19 protein-coding genes are annotated in these 16,508 nt (G+C 71.0%); 16 read left to right on the top strand and 3 right to left on the bottom strand.

The window, feature by feature from the left end; all coding sequences use genetic code 11:
* Nucleotides 1-7 precede the first annotated feature (7 nt).
* Both ACNR9W_RS03715 and ACNR9W_RS03710 read right to left on the bottom strand, forming a co-directional pair.
* Nucleotides 8-1,522, bottom strand: a complete 1,515-nt coding sequence (locus ACNR9W_RS03715) for a COG4223 family protein (RefSeq protein ID WP_419270263.1) — start codon at nt 1,520-1,522, stop codon at nt 8-10.
* 96 nt (nt 1,523-1,618) lie between these two features.
* Nucleotides 1,619-2,284: a uroporphyrinogen-III synthase gene (locus ACNR9W_RS03710; protein ID WP_419270265.1), complete on the bottom strand. Its 666-nt coding sequence runs from the start codon at nt 2,282-2,284 to the stop codon at nt 1,619-1,621.
* Nucleotides 2,285-2,349: 65 nt separating this feature from the next.
* Between ACNR9W_RS03710 and tsaD the strand changes: the two genes are divergently transcribed.
* The 9 genes from tsaD to truA all read left to right on the top strand — a co-directional run bounded on the left by tsaD (nt 2,350) and on the right by truA (nt 9,648).
* Complete coding sequence (tsaD, locus tag ACNR9W_RS03705; RefSeq protein ID WP_419270267.1) at nt 2,350-3,417, top strand: tRNA (adenosine(37)-N6)-threonylcarbamoyltransferase complex transferase subunit TsaD; 1,068 nt, start codon at nt 2,350-2,352, stop codon at nt 3,415-3,417.
* Nucleotides 3,414-4,352, top strand: coding sequence for an NAD(P)H-dependent glycerol-3-phosphate dehydrogenase (locus ACNR9W_RS03700; RefSeq protein WP_419270269.1), 939 nt, complete (start codon nt 3,414-3,416; stop codon nt 4,350-4,352). The genes tsaD and ACNR9W_RS03700 overlap by 4 nt, the downstream gene beginning before the upstream one ends.
* Entirely contained in the window at nt 4,352-4,624 is a 273-nt protein-coding gene (locus ACNR9W_RS03695) for a YciI family protein (RefSeq protein ID WP_419270271.1), read from the top strand. Before ACNR9W_RS03700 ends, ACNR9W_RS03695 begins: the two co-directional genes overlap by 1 nt.
* Nucleotides 4,624-5,043, top strand: coding sequence for an EVE domain-containing protein (locus ACNR9W_RS03690; RefSeq protein WP_419270273.1), 420 nt, complete (start codon nt 4,624-4,626; stop codon nt 5,041-5,043). Before ACNR9W_RS03695 ends, ACNR9W_RS03690 begins: the two co-directional genes overlap by 1 nt.
* Before the next feature lie 233 nt (nt 5,044-5,276).
* Complete coding sequence (locus tag ACNR9W_RS03685; protein ID WP_419270275.1) at nt 5,277-5,522, top strand: DUF4170 domain-containing protein; 246 nt, start codon at nt 5,277-5,279, stop codon at nt 5,520-5,522.
* Nucleotides 5,522-6,724 (top strand): 3-deoxy-D-manno-octulosonic acid transferase, encoded by a 1,203-nt coding sequence (locus ACNR9W_RS03680; RefSeq protein WP_419270276.1) that lies wholly within the window; start codon nt 5,522-5,524, stop codon nt 6,722-6,724. The genes ACNR9W_RS03685 and ACNR9W_RS03680 overlap by 1 nt, the downstream gene beginning before the upstream one ends.
* Nucleotides 6,721-7,710 (top strand): tetraacyldisaccharide 4'-kinase, encoded by a 990-nt coding sequence (gene lpxK / locus ACNR9W_RS03675; RefSeq protein WP_419270278.1) that lies wholly within the window; start codon nt 6,721-6,723, stop codon nt 7,708-7,710. The genes ACNR9W_RS03680 and lpxK overlap by 4 nt, the downstream gene beginning before the upstream one ends.
* 145 nt (nt 7,711-7,855) lie before the next feature.
* Nucleotides 7,856-8,845: a 5-bromo-4-chloroindolyl phosphate hydrolysis family protein gene (locus ACNR9W_RS03670; protein WP_419270280.1), complete on the top strand. Its 990-nt coding sequence runs from the start codon at nt 7,856-7,858 to the stop codon at nt 8,843-8,845.
* Nucleotides 8,845-9,648 carry a tRNA pseudouridine(38-40) synthase TruA gene (gene truA / locus ACNR9W_RS03665; RefSeq protein ID WP_419270282.1) on the top strand — a complete coding sequence of 268 codons (804 nt, stop codon included), beginning with the start codon at nt 8,845-8,847 and terminating at the stop codon, nt 9,646-9,648. The genes ACNR9W_RS03670 and truA overlap by 1 nt, the downstream gene beginning before the upstream one ends.
* On the opposite strand, the gene ACNR9W_RS03660 is transcribed toward truA, so the two are convergent.
* Nucleotides 9,597-10,403, bottom strand: coding sequence for a sugar transferase (locus tag ACNR9W_RS03660; protein ID WP_419270284.1), 807 nt, complete (start codon nt 10,401-10,403; stop codon nt 9,597-9,599). The genes truA and ACNR9W_RS03660 overlap by 52 nt on opposite strands.
* A 153-nt stretch (nt 10,404-10,556) precedes the next feature.
* Here ACNR9W_RS03660 and ACNR9W_RS03655 point away from each other — a divergent pair, with 153 nt between their 5' ends.
* The 7 genes from ACNR9W_RS03655 to ACNR9W_RS03625 all read left to right on the top strand — a co-directional run bounded on the left by ACNR9W_RS03655 (nt 10,557) and on the right by ACNR9W_RS03625 (nt 16,461).
* Nucleotides 10,557-11,012, top strand: a complete 456-nt coding sequence (locus ACNR9W_RS03655) for a universal stress protein (RefSeq protein WP_419270286.1) — start codon at nt 10,557-10,559, stop codon at nt 11,010-11,012.
* 60 nt (nt 11,013-11,072) lie between these two features.
* Complete coding sequence (locus ACNR9W_RS03650) at nt 11,073-11,633, top strand: NifU family protein (protein ID WP_419270288.1); 561 nt, start codon at nt 11,073-11,075, stop codon at nt 11,631-11,633.
* A complete protein-coding gene (gene tsaB, locus ACNR9W_RS03645) occupies nt 11,626-12,222 on the top strand; it encodes a tRNA (adenosine(37)-N6)-threonylcarbamoyltransferase complex dimerization subunit type 1 TsaB (protein WP_419270290.1) in 597 nt (198 codons plus the stop codon). The genes ACNR9W_RS03650 and tsaB overlap by 8 nt, the downstream gene beginning before the upstream one ends.
* Nucleotides 12,219-12,653 carry a GNAT family N-acetyltransferase gene (locus ACNR9W_RS03640; RefSeq protein WP_419270292.1) on the top strand — a complete coding sequence of 145 codons (435 nt, stop codon included), beginning with the start codon at nt 12,219-12,221 and terminating at the stop codon, nt 12,651-12,653. Before tsaB ends, ACNR9W_RS03640 begins: the two co-directional genes overlap by 4 nt.
* Nucleotides 12,654-12,731: 78 nt before the next feature.
* The gene (locus tag ACNR9W_RS03635) at nt 12,732-13,721 is read left to right on the top strand and encodes a BMP family lipoprotein (protein ID WP_419270294.1); all 990 of its coding nucleotides are present in this window, start codon (nt 12,732-12,734) and stop codon (nt 13,719-13,721) included.
* Nucleotides 13,721-15,358: an ABC transporter ATP-binding protein gene (locus ACNR9W_RS03630; protein WP_419270296.1), complete on the top strand. Its 1,638-nt coding sequence runs from the start codon at nt 13,721-13,723 to the stop codon at nt 15,356-15,358. The genes ACNR9W_RS03635 and ACNR9W_RS03630 overlap by 1 nt, the downstream gene beginning before the upstream one ends.
* On the top strand, nt 15,358-16,461 hold the full coding sequence (locus ACNR9W_RS03625; RefSeq protein ID WP_419270298.1) for an ABC transporter permease: 1,104 nt from the start codon (nt 15,358-15,360) through the stop codon (nt 16,459-16,461). The genes ACNR9W_RS03630 and ACNR9W_RS03625 overlap by 1 nt, the downstream gene beginning before the upstream one ends.
* Nucleotides 16,462-16,508 lie beyond the last annotated feature (47 nt).

The raw sequence follows: 16,508 nt of genomic DNA, 5'->3' as shown, positions 1-16,508 counted from the left end.
GCGTCCCTCAGTTCGTGCCGGAGGACAGGTCGGACAGCGCCGCCTGTGCCTGGGTATAGGCGGTTGCGCGGGACAGCCAATCGGCCATGGCGGGTGCGGAGCGGGCGGATTCGGGTAAGGCCTCGATCTCGGTCACGGCCTGATCGATATGGCCGGCCTCGACCTGGGCATTGGCGCGCGACAGGATGGCGTCGGGGTCGTCGCCCTGGCGCACCTCGACCGAACGGGCGCCGGTCTGGGCGCGCAGGAAGTTCGTGACCAGGTTGCCCTGCCCGCTGGCGCTGCTGTCGCGCAGGGCGCCACGCAGCGCCGCGCGCGAGGCCTCGGGGAAATCGGCCTGCAGCGAGGTCAGGCTGGGCACTTCGGTTGTCAGCTCCTCGGGCGTCTGGAGGCCGGCGCCTTCCAGCGTCTGGCGCGCCTCCTCGGGGGTCACGCCCCGGTCCAGCGCCGATTGGAGCGAGGCGATGGCGGCCACGGCCTCGGCGCGCCGGGTGCTTTCGGCGGCGGCGTCCTGCAGTTCCTGCGCCTCGGCGCGGGCGGCTTCCAGGCGCTGTTCGGCATCGGCGGCGGCGGCTTCGATCTGGCTCTGCGCTTCGGTGGCGGCCTGCTGATCGAACGCGGGGCGGGCGGCCAGTTCCTCAAGACGTGCCTGCTGTTCATCCAGACGCTGCTGCAGGGCGGTCAGCTGTTCGGCGGCGGCGGCGCGCTCCTCGGCGGCGCCGTCGTCGGTGGGCGTCTCTCCGGCGGCGGCCAGACGCTCTTCCAGGGCGGTCAGGCGTTCGGCCATCTCGGCGGAGGCGGCGTCATCGGCGGCAGCGGGACGGGCGGCCAGTTCCTCGGCCACCACGCGGCGCGCGGCCTCTTCGGCGGCCTGCTGCAGGGCGCCATCGTCGGCGGCAGGTGCCGCGGCGGCGGGTGCCTGGGTGGCGGGGTGCCATTCGGGCGGCAGATGCGGCAGCGCATAGATCGTGGCCGCAGCGCCCAGGCCGGCGGCGACCACGCCGCCCAGCGCCACGGGCCAGAAGCCCGTCTTGCGGACCGGCGCGGCCGATTTGGACGGCGAAGTGGTCGATGAGCTTGCGCCCGCGGGGGTCGAGCCGGGTCGGGCGGCATCGGTGGCGCTGGAACCGTATGCGCCCCGCGTCTGATCAGCGGCAGAGGCGGAGGCAGCAGTGTCCTTTGGACGATCCTGATGGGCGAAGGGGCCGGTTGCCGCGGCATCCTTGGCAGGTGTCTGCTCAGCGGATGCTGCGGTCTCCTTGGCGCGCGTCTGGTCGGGGGCGGCGGGGCCGGCCTTGGGCTGCGCGGGGGGAAGCCCCTTGTCGGCATCGCCCACCAGGGTCGATTCCGCGGGCGTGACCTGTCCGGGCTGTCCGGCCTGCGCGGGCTTGCCGGTGCCGGTTTCCGTGGATGCGATCACGCCGGGCGCGGCGGACGCCTTCTTGGCGGCAGGGGTGGACCCGTCGCTGCCGGTTGTCTTGGCGGCCTTGTCCCCGGCCTGGGTCTTGCTTGGTTGCTTCACGTCCTGTCCCCGTTTCGGTGCCATGCCTGCATGGCCGCCATTCAGCGCGTCCCCGGCAGCCTAATGAGCGATGGCTGCACGCTCAACCCGTCGTCGTCAGCTTTGTTCCGCTGCGACGATCTGCCGGATGGCCTGTCGCATCCCCTCGGCCGAGGGGAGGGCGGCCACGGCCTGCCGGGCAGTCGGCGCCGTCCAGGCCGCGCGGGCCACGTCGCTGATCGCCACCAGCCACAGGGGCGCCCGCGCCTGATCCACCGCCTGCCCCACCAGCCGCGCCGAGCGGGGCGAGAAGACCGGCAGGATCACCGGGTCCCGTCCGGCCAGCAGCGCCGCGGCCTCCTCCGACAGGGGCTGCGCCTGCTGGTCATAGACGACGATGCCCGGCACCGGAAGAGGCCGGGCGAGGTGGCGCCCCTGCGGGTGGATCAGGGGCAGGGGCGCGGAGCGGATCAGGGGCAGCAGGCTTTCGGCGGTGCCCTTGCCCTCGGTCACGTCGAAGCCTGCGGCGCGGGCGACCTGGGCCGTGCGGCCGCCGACGCAGAGCGCAGGACGCCCGCGCCCGGGTCCGGCCGCACCGACGGCATGGGCCGAGGTGAAGACCAGCCCCGGCGCCGCCGCCAGCCGCGCGCCGTCATGGGGCACCGGGACGATGCGCAGGATGGGCGAGATCACCGCGCGCCAGCCCGGCATCGAGGCCGCGAAACGCCGTGCATCCGGCAGCGGCCGGGTCAGCAGAAGCGGCGGGTGCGGGTCGGCTGGCATTGGCAACTTCCTGCGCGGGTGCTAGGGCCACAGGGGTAAGCGCCACCCCGGACTTGGGCAAGAGCATGGATGATCTGATCTTTCTGGGCATCGAGAGCAGCTGCGACGACACCGCCGCCGCCGTGGTGACGGGGGACCGGCGCATCCTGTCCAGCGTGGTCAGCAGCCAGACCGAGCTGCATGCCGATTTCGGCGGCGTCGTCCCCGAGATTGCCGCCCGCGCCCATGCCGAGCGGCTGGACCTGGCCGTGGAACAGGCGCTGGCCGAGGCCGGGCTGGGCCTGGACGCGCTGTCGGGAATTGCCGTGACGGCCGGGCCGGGGCTGATCGGGGGCGTCATGGCGGGGGTGATGTGCGCCAAGGGGATCGCTGCCGGGACCGGGCTGCCGCTGGTCGGGGTGAACCATCTGGCGGGGCATGCGCTGACGCCGCGTCTGACCGACGGGGTGGAGTTTCCCTATCTGATGCTGCTGGTCTCGGGCGGGCATTGCCAGTTCCTGCGCGTGGACGGGCCGGACGATTTCACCCGCCTTGGCGGCACCATCGACGACGCGCCGGGCGAGGCATTCGACAAGATCGCCAAGCTGCTGGCCCTGCCCCAGCCCGGCGGGCCGCATGTGGAGGCCGAGGCCGCGCAGGGCGATCCGGATCGCATCTCCCTGCCCCGCCCGCTGCTGGACCGGCCCGGCTGCGACATGAGCTTTTCGGGGCTGAAGACCGCCGTCCTGCGCCAGCGCGACGCGCTGATCGCAGATCAGGGGGGCCTGCGCGCCGCCGACCGCCGCGACCTGTGCGCCGCCTTCCAGACCGCCGTGGCCGAAGTCCTGGCCGAGAAATCCCGCCGCGCCTTGGCGGCGAGCCCCGTCCCGGTGCTGGCGGTCGCAGGGGGCGTGGCCGCCAATCGCCAGATCCGCGCCGCGCTGGAAACGGTCGCCGGTGCCGCCGGGGCGCGTTTCCTGGCGCCGCCCCTGCGGCTTTGCACCGACAATGGCGCGATGATCGCCTGGGCCGGGATCGAGCGGTTCCGCCTGGGCCATCGCGACGGGATGGACCTGTCCGCCCGTCCCCGCTGGCCGCTGGACCGGCGCGCCGCGCCGATGCTGGGCAGCGGCAAGAAGGGCGCCAAGGCATGATCGGCGTCCTGGGCGCGGGCGCCTTTGGCACGGCGCTGGCGGTGGCGCTGACGGCGAACGGGCCGGTGACGCTGTGGGGGCGGCGCATCGACTGGCAGGGCGAGAACCCCCGCCTGCCCGGCGTGACGCTGCCCCAGGGCCTGGCCGTGACCGAGGACCTGGAGGCGGCGCTGGCAGCCCCGGTCGTGCTGCTGGCGCTGCCGGCGCAGGCACTGGGCGGGTTTCTGGACGAACATGGCGGGCGGCTGGCAGGCAAGACCTTGGTCAGCACCGCCAAGGGCATCGACCTGACGCATCTGACCGGCCCCTCGACCCTGATCGCCGCCGCCTGCCCGCGGGCGACGGTGGCGGTGCTGACCGGGCCGTCATTCGCCGCCGACATCGCGCGCGGGTTGCCGACCGCGCTGACGCTGGCCTGCGCCGATCCGCAGGCGGGCGAGGCCCTGCAGCAGGCGCTGTCGACGCCGGTCCTGCGGCTTTACCGCACGACCGACGTGACCGGGGCCGAGCTGGGCGGGGCGCTGAAGAACGTGATCGCCATCGCTGCGGGCGCCGTCATGGGCGCGGGCCTGGGCGACAGCGCCCGCGCCGCGATCATCACCCGCGGTTTCGCCGAGATGACGCGCCTGGCCATCCACTTGGGCGCGCGCCCCGAGACGCTGACCGGGCTGTCGGGCTTGGGCGACCTGACGCTGACCTGCACCTCGGACGGGTCGCGCAACTTCCGCTTTGGCCGGGCGCTTGGCGCGGGGCTGGAGTTCGACACCGCCACCACGGTCGAGGGCGCGGCCACCGCCCGCGCCCTGGCCCGCATGGCCGCCCGCGACGGGCTGGACCTGCCCATCGCCGGCATGGTCGCCCGCCTTGCCGAGGGCCGCGTTTCGGTGGAAAAGGCCATGGACCATCTGCTGAGCCGTCCCCTGAAGGAGGAATGATGCCCCTGTTCGCCGTGATCTGCCGGGACAAGCCCGGCGCGCTGCAAATCCGCCTGGACACGCGCAACGCGCATCTGGCCCATATCCGCGACAGCGGCATCGTGGCCATGGCCGGCCCGCTGATCGAGGAGGGGGAGATGCGGGGATCGCTGGTGATCCTGGAGGCCGCCGACCTGGACGCGGCGCGGGCCTGGGCCGAGGCGGACCCCTACAAGGCCGCGGGGCTGTTCGCCTCGACCGAGATCACCGAGTGGAAGAAGGTGATCGGCTGATGGCCTTCTGGCTGTTCAAGTCCGAGCCTGACGTCTTTGGCTGGGACGACCTGGTGGCCCGGGGCGCGGCCGGCGAGGAATGGGACGGGGTGCGCAGCTATCAGGCGCGCAACATGATGCGGGCCATGAAGGTCGGCGACCTGGGCCTGTTCTATCATTCCAACATCGGCAAGGAGGCCGTGGGCATCTGCGAGGTCATCGCCCTGGCCCATCCCGACAGCACGGCGGCGGACCCGAAATGGGACTGCGTGGATGTGCGCGCGGTGCGCAGGCTGCCCCGCGCCGTCAGCCTGGACGAGGCCAAGGCCGAGCCGCGGCTGAAGGACATGGTGCTGGTCAACAACACACGCCTGTCGGTGCAGCCGGTGACCGAGGCCGAATGGGCCGTCATCATGGAGCTGTCGGGCGACCGGGGCTGACGGTGCGCCAACGGGCCAAGGGGCACGCGCCCGGCCTGCCCGCCGCGCGCGGCCCCTGCGGCGGGCACACCCCGCACCCGCCCTGCCGTTCCGGCCTTCTGGCCTCGGCCCAAGGCTAGCGGCTGGCGGAGGGGGGTGGCAAAGCCGAAACCTGTCGATTTTTAGCCATCCCCGCTTCATCTTCGGCCCGCCGCGCGCTAGGTTTGCGGCCATTCCGACAGCCAGGAGGTCACATGAGCCAACGCCTGCATCTCGTCTTCGGGGGCGAGCTGGTCGATCCGCAGGGAACCCAGTTCCGCGACACCAAGGACATCCACATGGTGGGGATCTTTCCAAATTACGAAACCGCCTTTGCCGCCTGGAAGGCCGAGGCGCAGCGGACCGTGGACAGCGCCCATACCCGCTATTTCATCGCCCACCTGCACCGCCTGCGCGACGAGCAGCGCGAGGTCAGCCCGACCGAGGAACTGGGCAGCTGATGGCAGGGGCGGGGCTGGGCCAGCTGGGGCTGTGGCTGCATCTGCGCGGCCGCCGCGGCGAGGACCCGGCCCTGCCCGCCATTCCCGCGGGCGAGGGTCCCGCGCTGGTCCTGCATGTCTCGGGCGATGCGCTGCAGGCCGAGGCGCAGGTGCTGCGCCGCCTGGCGCGCAGCCGGTCGGACCTGCGCGTGATCCGGCTGGCCCCGGAGGCGGCCGAGACCCCGGACCTGGCCCATGATCCCGCCCGGGCGGGACGGCTGCTGGACCTGGCGCGGCCGCGGGCCCTGCTGCTGCTGGGATCGGACCTGCCGCCGGCGCTGATCGCGGCGGCGCAGGCGCGGCAGATCCCGATGGTCCTGGCGGAATTCCGGCTGGACCGCAGCGCCCTGGCCTGGGGAATGGGGGCCAGCATGCGCCGGCAGCTTTTGTCGCATATGGCGGCGATCCTGCTGCGCGATGCCGCCAGCCACCAGATCGCCCGCCGCATGGGCCTGCCCGCGGCGCGGCTGCTGATGACCGGGCCGGTCTCCGAGATCCGCGAGCCGCTTTACTGTTCCGAGACCGAGCGCGTGTCGATGGCCCAGCAGATGAACGGCCGCCATGCCTGGTTCGCGGCCAGCCTGCCCCAGTCCGAGGAGGCCGCCGTTCTGGCCGCCCACGAGGCCGCGCTGCGCCATTCCCACCGCGCGCTGCTGATCCTGGCGCCGCGCGAGCCGGCGCGCATCGACGCCCTGGCCGCCCTGATCGAGGCCGGCGGCCTGACCGTCGCCCGCCGCAGCGAGGACGAGGATTTCGGCGACGAGGTGCAGGTGCTGCTGACCGACGGCCCGACCGAGATGGGCCTGTGGTACCGGCTGGCGCCCGTCAGCTTTGTGGGCGGGACGCTGGAGGGCGAGGACCCGGCGATGCGCCACCCGTTCGAGCCGGCGGGGCTTGGTTCGGCCATCGTGCATGGGCCCCAGCCCGGCCCCTATGCCACCGAATGGCAGCACTTGGACGGGGCCCATGCGGCCCGCCAGGTCCGCAGCCCCGAGGAGCTGGCCCAAGCCATCACCGAACTGACCCAGCCCGAGCTGATCGCGGCCCTGGCCAGCAATGCCTGGAAGGTCAGCACCGGCGGGGCCGAGGTGGCGATCCGCATCGCCGAACAGGTGCTGCGGGCGCTGGACCGTCCTGCCCGCGCCGGAAAGGTCCCGGCATGAAGCGCGCGCCCGGTTTCTGGTTCCGGCGCCCGCCGACGCTGCGCGCCCGCCTGCTGGCGCCCCTGGGGGCCGCCTATGCCCGCGCCACGGCCCGGCGGCTGGCGCAGGGCGCCCGCGCCCGGGTGGGCGTGCCGGTGGTCTGCGTGGGGAACCTGAACGCGGGCGGGACCGGCAAGACGCCCACGGTGATCCACCTGCAGATGATGCTGGCCGGGCGCGGGATCGCCGCCCATGTCGTGTCGCGCGGCTATGGCGGCAGCGCCAAGGGACCGCTGCAGGTCGATGAGCGGCGCCACGAGGCGGCCCTGACCGGGGACGAGCCGCTGCTGATGGCGGCCTTTGGGCCGGTCTGGGTGTCGGACGACCGGCTGGCGGGCGCGCGGGCGGCGGTGGCGGCGGGGGCGCAGGCGATCATCCTGGACGACGGTTTCCAGGATCCGGCGCTGGCGCATGACCTGGGGCTGGTCGTGGTCGATGCCGCCAAGGGTTTCGGCAACGGGCTGTGCCTGCCGGCGGGGCCGCTGCGCGAACCGGTGGGGGCGGGCCTGGCGCGGGCCGACCTGCTGCTGTCGATCGGGTCCGAGGCCGCGCAGGCGGGCTTTGTTCCGCCCCCGGACGCGCCCCCGCATCTGCGCGGACGGCTGGCGCCCCTGCAGATGGGGTTCGACTGGCGCGGCCACCGGGTTCTGGCCTTTGCGGGCATCGGGCATCCGGAAAAGTTCTTCGGCACGCTGCGGGACCTGGGCGCTGAGCTGGTCCGGGCCGAGCCGCTGGAGGATCACCAGCCCTTCACGCAGGCCCTGCTGACCCGGCTGGAGACCGAGGCGCGGATGCTGCGCGCGCAACTGGTCACCACCGAAAAGGACGCGGCCCGCCTGCCCCGCGCCTTTCGGCCCAAGGTCATGGCCCTGCCCGTGCGGCTGGCGCTGGCCGATGACGGGCCGCTGGTGGCCGCCCTGGACCGGCTGTTTCCGCGCGCCGTTTGAATTCCGCCCGGCGATGCCGATATATGGCGCTGAACCGCCGAAAGGACGCCCATGTCACGCAATGCCCGATCGAGGCTCAGCTTTTACCTGCTGCTGCTGCTGACGCTTTATGCCTCGCTTGCGGGCGCGGGCTGAGGGGCCGGGCATGTCGCAACGTTTTGGAGGCCGATTTTCACCCGAGGCCGGGGCGGGCCGCGCCCTGCCGCCGCGAGCCGAACTGCCGCCCACGCCGCGCCACCCGCATGAGGGACGGCCGAAATGGATCACCCTGGCCGCGACGCCCTTTCTGCTGGGCGCGTTCTTCCAGGGCGCGACCGGCATGGTCACCGACCTTGCGGCCTTCGGGCTGGTGGCCAGCGGCATGTGGATGACCCGCGAGGGGCTGGTCGCGCAGGCCGCCTTCGAGGCGCGGCGCATCGCCCGCCGCCCGGCCATCCCGCGCAAGCTGTTCGGCGGGCTGCTGGCGGGCTTGGGCGTGGGCCTGGGTGCCGCGGAACCCGGGGTCTGGGCTGAGGCCGGGATGATCGGCGCGGCGGGACTGGCGCTGCACCAGCTATCCTTTGGGGCCGATCCCTGGCGCGACAAGGGCCGCGAGGGGATCGACAGCTTTCAGCAGGACCGCGCGCAGCGGATGATCGAGGAGGCCGAGACGCATCTGGCGCAGATGAAGGACGCGATCCTGCGCGCGGGCGACCGGCGGCTGGAGGCGCGCGTCCAGATGTTCGCGGCCAGCGTGCAGCATCTGTTCGACCGGGTGCGGGACAATCCGGGGGGACTGGCCTCGGCCCGGCGCTATCTGGGGGTCTATCTGCTGGGCGCGCGGGATGCGACGATCCGCTTTGCCGATCTTTACGCCCAGACCCGGGATGCCGGGGCGCGGCGGGCCTATGAAGAGTTCCTGAACGATCTGGAGAAGGATTTCATCGCCCGCGCCGACCGTCTGCTGGACGGCGACCGCGAGGCGCTGGACATCGAGATGTCGGTCCTGCGCGAGCGTCTGGCCCGCGAGGGGCTGACCGGGGCCGCGACCCGCGTTGCGGCCGAGGATCGTCCCGCCCTGCAAAGCCAGGAGGCCCAGACGCTGGATGACCTGCTGAAGATGCCTTTTCCCGGCCAGAAGATCCCGCGCGACTGATGCCCCGTTTCGCGTTGCAGGTGGAATATGACGGCGCCCCCTTTGCCGGGTGGCAGGCGCAGGCCGACCAGCCCTCGGTCCAGGGGGCGATCGAGGCGGCGCTGGCGCGGCTGGATCCGGGCTTTGCCGCCGGCGCCCGGATCGCCGCGGCCGGTCGCACCGATGCGGGCGTCCATGCCACGGGCCAAGTGGCCCATGCCGACTTGGCGCGGGACTGGGACCCGTTCCGGCTGAGCGAGGCGCTGAACTGGCACCTGAAGCCCGCCCCAGTGGCGATCCTGCAGGCCGCGCGGGTGGAGGACGACTTTCACGCCCGGTTCTCCGCGACCGAGCGGCGCTATCTGTTCCGCCTGGTGGCCCGGCGCGCGCCGCTGACGCATGGGCGCGGGCAGGTCTGGCAAGTGCTGAACCCGCTGGACCTGGAGGCGATGCGCAAAGGCGCGGCGCATCTGGTGGGGCACCATGACTTCACGACCTTCCGGTCGTCGATCTGCCAGGCGAAAAGCCCGGTCAAATCGCTGGACTGCATCGAGATCACCGAACACGAGATCCCGCAGGGCCGGGAATACCGCTTTGTCCTGCGGGCGCGGTCCTTTCTGCACAACCAGGTCCGCAGCATCGTCGGCACGCTGGAGCGCGTCGGCGCGGGATCATGGGCGCCGGGGCGCGTGGCCGAGGCCCTGGCGGCCCGCGACCGTGCCGCCTGCGGCCCGGTCTGCCCGCCGCAGGGTCTTTACCTGACGGGGGTGGGTTATCCCTGCGATCCGTTCCGGGCGCCGCGGGAGGCCGGCAGCGGCGGATAGGCGGCGGGGTTGCGGCGGCGGCGCGGGCGTTCATCGCGGCGCGAGATGACGATCTTGAGCGTGTGCCACAGGATCCACAAATCCAGCCGCATGTTCCGGTGGCGCTGATAGATCAGGTCGATCTTCAGCTTGGCCGGCAGGCAGCGGCGGTAATAGGCGGCCTCGGTCGCCGCGGCGGATTTGCAGCGGGCTAGGATGCGATCCTCGTGCCGGTGATAGATCAGCGTGGCAAGGCCGGTGACGCCGGGGCGGCTTTGCAGAACCTGGGCATAGACGGCCGGGAAACGTTCGACATATTCGCGCAGGGGCGGTCGGGGCCCCACGAAGCTCATGTCGCCCTTGAGGATGTTGAAGAGCTGCGGCAGCTCGTCGATGCGCGAGCGGCGCATGAAGCGCCCGAGAGGCGTGATGCGCCAGTTCTTGTGCGCACCTGTGGCGCCGAAGTCCTGTTCCTCGCACAGCATGGTGCGGAATTTCCATTGGGTGAAGGGCTGGTTCGGCCCGCGCATCCGATGCGCCGCATAGAAGATCGGTCTCCCCTGCGCCACCAGCAGGATGCCCGCCATGGCCAGCATCACCAGCGCGACAGGGGGCAGCAGCAGCAGGGACAGGACGATGTCGAAGACCCGCTTGGACAGGGGCATCGGCTTGACGCCGGGGGCGCTGGCCTGACCCATGAACCAGGCCATCTTGGGCGAGGTCAGCGCCGCCAGCCCGGCCGCGTCGGTCTTGTCCCAGTCCTGGTGGATCGTCACGACGCCATCCGCTGTGCAGTTATAGGTCCTTCTTGGCGGCTAACACATGTGCACGGCATTGGGAACAGGTGGGGCATGCAAAGGGTGCAATCACTTGCGCCGCCATGGCAGTTCGGCCACTCTGCGCCGAGCGAAACAGCCACAAGCGGGAACATGCGCAAATTTCTGGTCCTTCTGGACGACAGCAAGGAATGCCTCAACGCGATGCGCTTTGCGGCGATGCGGGCGGCGCGCACGCAGGGCGGCGTGGTGATCCTGTCGGTCATCCCCGCGAACGAGATCCAGCACGGCTTTGGCGTGGCCGAGGTGATGCGCGCCGAGGCCCGCGAGCGTATCGAGGCGCATTTCGAGGTCTTTGCCAAGTGGATGCGGTCCCGGCCCGGCATCGAGCCCGACCTGGTCATCCGCGAGGGCGACCCGGCCGAGGAACTGCTGGCGCAGATCGCCGATGACGGCGAGATCGGCGTCGTGGTGCTGGGCCTCAGCGCGGAGAAGAGCGGCCAGAACCCGGTCCTCACGCGGCTGCTGCGCGACCCGACGGCGCTGCCCTGCCCGATCACCCTGGTGCCGGGCGACCTGTCCAAGGACCGGCTGGACGCGATCACCTGAGGGGGCCTGCTTGACCTGCGCGCCCGCCGTGGCCATATCAGGCCTCAAAGGAGCACGCCCATGTTCATCCAGACCGAGACCACCCCGAACCCCGCGACGCTGAAGTTCCTGCCCGGCGAGACCGTGCTGGGCAGCGGGACGGCAGATTTCCCCTCGCCCGATACCGGGGCCAGCTCGCCCCTGGCGCGCCGGATCTTTGCCGTCGAGGGCGTGGCGGGCGTCTTTCTGGGCCGCGATTTCGTGACCGTGACCAAGGCCGACGACGTGCCCTGGGATCACCTGAAGCCCTCGGTCCTGGGCGCGATCATGGAGCATTTCCAGTCGGGCGCCCCGGCCATCGAGGGCGCGGCCCCCGAAAGCGCGGGCCATGCCAGCCATGACGGCCCGGACAGCGAGATCGTGGGCCAGATCAAGGAGCTGCTCGACACGCGCGTGCGTCCGGCGGTGGCGCAGGACGGCGGCGACATCACCTTCCACGGCTTTGATCGCGGCATCGTCTACCTGCATATGCAGGGGGCCTGCGCGGGCTGCCCTTCCTCGACCCTGACGCTGAAGATGGGGATCGAGAACCTGCTGCGCCACTACATCCCCGAGGTGATCGAGGTCAGGCCCGTTGTCTGACAGGATCGTCCTGGGGTTCGACACATCGGCCGCGCATTGCGCGGCCGCTTTGCTGCGGGGGGACCGCCTGCTGACCATCCGGCACGAGGAGATGGCCAAGGGGCAGGCCGAGCGGCTGATGCCGATGCTGGAGGAACTGCTGGCCGAGGCCGGGCTGGGCTGGCGGGACCTGGACGCCCTGGGCGTGGGCACGGGACCCGGCAACTTTACCGGCATCCGCGTGGCGGTGGCGGCAGCGCGGGGGCTGGCGCTGGCGCTGCGCGTCCCGGCCATAGGCGTCAGCGCGACCGAGGCGGCGGCTTGGGGCCTATCCCGCCCTTGCCGGATCGTCCTGCCGGGGCGCGGCGACCTGGTCATCTGGCAGGATTTCGATACCGAGGCGTTGGATGAGGGCCGGCCTCAGCAGGCTAAGGCCGGCGCGCTGCCACCCGGCCCGGCGCCGGCTGCGCCCGCGGTCGCGCTGGCCGAGGGCGTGGCGCGCATTGCGGCCGGCCGTGCCGACCGGCCCGGACCGCGGCCTGCGCCGCTCTACCTGCGCCCTGCGGATGCGGCCCCGGCGCGCGAGGCCCCGCCCCGCATCCTGCCATGAACCCCCCCCCAGCCGATCCGCAGGCGCTGGCCGATCTGCATGCGCGCTGTTTTGAGCGTCCGGCACCCTGGACAGCCGGGGCCTTTGCATCGCTGCTGGAGGGGCGGGGCGCCTTTCTGCTGACCGAGCCGCAGGGGTTCCTGCTGGGACGGGCGCTGGCGGGCGAGGCCGAACTGCTGACCCTGGCGGTCGCCCCCGAGGCGCGGCGCCGGGGCCTGGGGCGCCGGCTGGTCGCGGGGTTTCGGGACGAATGCCAGGCCCGCGCGGTCGAGGAGGCCTTTCTGGAGGTCGCCGAGGATAACCTTGCGGCACGGCAGCTTTACCAAAGCCTCGGCTGGCTGGAAGCCGGCCTCCGGCGGCGCTATTACGGTCCGGCGACAGATGCGGTCGTGATGCGCCTGACGCTGCGTGCCACCCAAGAAGGCGGTTGACCGACCCTGACCGATGCGCCCTAATCGGGCGATCAGCGGGCCGGCTGAATCGCCCGCAAAAACAGGATGAGGTTCCTAATGTCCCTGATGAAAACGCTTCTGGCAGGTGCGGCCCTGACGGCCCTGACGTCCGGCGCGGCCCTGGCAGAACCGGCGCTGATCTATGACCTGGGCGGCAAGTTCGACAAGTCCTTCAACGAGGCCGCCTATGCCGGGGCGGAGCGTTGGGCGCAGGAAAGCGGCGGCAGCTATCGCGAGCTGGAGATGCAGTCCGAGGCACAGCGCGAGCAGGCCCTGCGCCGGTTGGCGGAATCCGGGTCGAACCCGATCATCATGGTGGGCTTCGCCTTTGGCGACGTCCTGACCAAGATCGCCGGCGACTATCCCGAGACCAAGTTCGGGATCATCGACATGGTGGTCGAGGCCCCCAACGTGCAGTCGGTCGTCTTTACCGAGGAACAGGGCAGCTACCTGGCGGGCGTCATGGCGGGCATGGCCTCTGACAGCGGGACGGTGGGCTTCATCGGCGGCATGGACATCCCGCTGATCCACAAGTTCGAATGCGGCTTTGCCCAGGGCTTCAAGTCGGTGCAGCCGGAAGGCAAGGTCGTCATCAACTATACCGGCACCACGCCCGCGGCCTGGAACGACCCGGTGAAGGGCGGCGAACTGGCCCGCGCGCAGAAATCGCAGGGCGCGGACGTGATCTATGCGGCGGCGGGCGGCACCGGCATCGGCGTGCTGCAGGCGGCGGCGGACGAGGGCATCCTGGCGGTCGGCGTGGACAGCAACCAGAATGCGCTGCATCCGGGCAAGATCCTGACCTCGATGGTCAAGCGGGTGGACAACGCGGTCTTTGACGCCTTCACCGCCGGCGCCGATCTGGAACCGGGCATCAAGGTCATGGACCTGGCCGCGGGCGGCGTGGACGTGGCCATCGACGACAACAATGCAGACCTGGTCACCGACGAGATGCAGGCCGCCGTGGACGAGGCCAAGGCCGCCATCGCCGCGGGCGAGGTTCAGGTCCACGACTACATGACCGACAACACCTGCCCGGCGTCGTAATGGCCCAAGGCGACGTGAGGGGGGGGCGGTCCGACGCGGCCGCCCCCGCTGCCATCGAGTTGCGCGGCATCTCGAAGGCCTTTGGTTCGGTTCAGGCGAACCGGGACATCAACCTGCGCGTTCCCAAGGGCACGATCCACGGCATCATCGGAGAGAACGGCGCGGGCAAGTCGACGCTGATGTCGATCCTTTACGGCTTCTATCGGCCCGATGCCGGGGAGATCCTGGTCAATGGCCGGCCCATCACCATCGCCGACAGCCAGACCGCGATCCGCGCGGGCATCGGCATGGTCTTTCAGCATTTCAAGCTGGTGCAGAATTTCACGGTCCTGGAGAACGTCATCCTGGGGGTCGAGGAGGGCGCCCTGCTGCGCCCCTCGCTGTCCAAAGCGCGCGGCGTGCTGAAGCAGCTGGCCGCCGAATACCAGCTGAACGTCGATCCCAATGCCACGGTCGAGGACCTGTCGGTGGGCCACCAGCAGCGGGTCGAGATCCTCAAGGCGCTGTATCGCCAGGCCGACATCCTGATCCTGGACGAGCCCACCGGCGTGCTGACGCCGGCCGAGGCCGACCACCTGTTCCGCATCCTGCAGGGCCTGCGCGACGAGGGAAAGACGATCATCCTGATCACCCACAAGCTGCGCGAGATCATGGAGATCACCGACAATGTCAGCGTGATGCGGCGCGGTGAGATGGTCGCCTCGGTCAGGACCGCCGAGACCAGCCCCGAGGAGCTGGCCGAGCTGATGGTCGGGCGCAAGGTGCTGCTGAACGTGGAAAAGACCCCTGCCCGTCCTGCCGCCCCGGTGCTGGAGGTGCGCGACCTGCGGCTGGTCGACGAGGGCGGCGTGGAACGGCTGCGCGGCATCAGCCTGGACATCCGTGCCGGAGAGATCCTGGGCATCGCGGGTGTCAGTGGCAATGGCCAGACGCAGCTGCTGGAGATCCTGGGCGGCTATCCCGGCAAGGGCAGCCGCGTCACCGGCGAGGTGCGCATGAACGGCCGCCCCCTGCCCCTGTCGGGGCGCGGCTGCGATGCCCGCCAGCGCCGCCGCGACGGCATCGGCCATATCCCCGAGGACCGGCAGGTCGAGGGGCTGATCATGGATTTCGCGGCCTGGGAAAACGTCGCATTCGGCTGGCAGGATGCGCCCGAGTTCAACAAGGGCTGGCTGATGGACAACCAGGCCATCCGCCGCGACGCCGAGGCCAAGATGGAGCGGTTCGACGTCCGTCCCCGTGACGCGGGGCTGGCGGCGCGCAACTTTTCGGGCGGCAATCAGCAGAAGATCGTCGTGGCGCGCGAGATCGAGCGCAATCCCGACCTGCTGCTGATCGGCCAGCCGACGCGCGGCGTGGATATCGGTGCGATCGAGTTCATCCACAAGCAGATCGTGGCGCTGCGCGATGCCGGCAAGGCAATCCTGCTGGTTTCGGTCGAACTGGACGAGATCCTGGCGCTGGCCGACCGGGTGGCCGTGATGTTCGACGGCCGCATCATGGGCGAGCGCCTGCCCGGGGACACGACCACGGGTGAGCTGGGCCTGCTGATGGCCGGCGTCACCGACACCCGCAATGAGGCCGCCCCCGCCGGCGGCCCCGCCCATGTCGACAAGCTGCCGGAAGGAAGGGCCTGATGGACAAGATGCCGAAATGGGCGGATGTCGTGCTGACGCCGCTGATCTCGCTGGTGCTGGCGATGGCGATCTCGGCGCTGGTGATCCTGGCGATCGGGGAAAGCCCGCGCGAGGCGCTGACCACGATGGTCGAAGGCGCGCTCGGCTCCAGCTATGGCTGGGGCTTCACGCTGTACTACGCGACCAACTTCATCTTCACGGGCCTTGCCGTGATGGTCGCCTATCATGCCAGCCTGTTCAACATCGGCGGCGAGGGCCAGGCGGCGATGGGCGGCCTGGGGGTCGCGCTGGTGCTGCTTTATCTGCCGCTGCCGCATTGGGGGCTGGCGCTGCCGGCCGCGATGGTGGGCGCGGCGGTCTTTGGCGCGGCTTGGGCCTTCATCCCGGCCATCCTTCAGGCCAAGCGCGGCAGCCATATCGTGATCACCACGATCATGTTCAACTTCATCGCGGCGGCGGCGCTGAACTATGTGCTGGTCAACCTGCTGCGCCCGGTGGGCAGCATGGACCCGGCCACGGCCCGCTTTCCCGAAGCGACCAACCTGCCCACGCTGTCGGACATCGCGGCGGCGTTCGGCATGGAATGGGGCCGCAACACGCCGGTCAACGTCACCTTCTTCATCGCGCTGCTGGCCTGCCTGCTGGTCTGGGTGCTGATCTGGCGCACGCGGCTTGGCTACCAGATCCGCGCGCTGGGCAAATCCGAGCCGGGCGCCGTCTATGCCGGCATCAATCCCGTGCGGATCACCGTGATCGCCATGCTGATCTCGGGCGGGCTGGCGGGGTTGATGGCCATCAACAACGTCATGGGCGAGGCCGAGCGCCTGGTCCTGAACGCGGTCGAGGGCGCCGGCTTCATCGGCATCGCGGTGGCGCTGATGGGCCGCAACCATCCCTTGGGCATCCTCCTGGCGGCGCTGCTGTTCGGGTTCCTCTATCAGGGCGGCGGGGAACTGGCGCTGTGGACCTCGATCCCGCGCGAGCTGATCGTGGTGATCCAGGCGCTGGTGATCCTCTTCACCGGGGCGCTGGACAACATGGTCCGGATGCCGCTGGAGCGGATCTTCCTGGCCACGCGGCGCAGCAGGGGGACCGCGCGATGAACATCCGGGATTCGCTGATCGCGATCATCGTCCTGGCCATCTGCCTG

Origin of the sequence: Paracoccus sp. T5, from assembly GCF_048538155.2 — a bacterium.
Taxonomy (GTDB): domain Bacteria; phylum Pseudomonadota; class Alphaproteobacteria; order Rhodobacterales; family Rhodobacteraceae; genus Paracoccus.
Note: the sequence above shows the minus strand (reverse complement) of the source record. Positions and strands in the feature narration are given on the sequence as shown.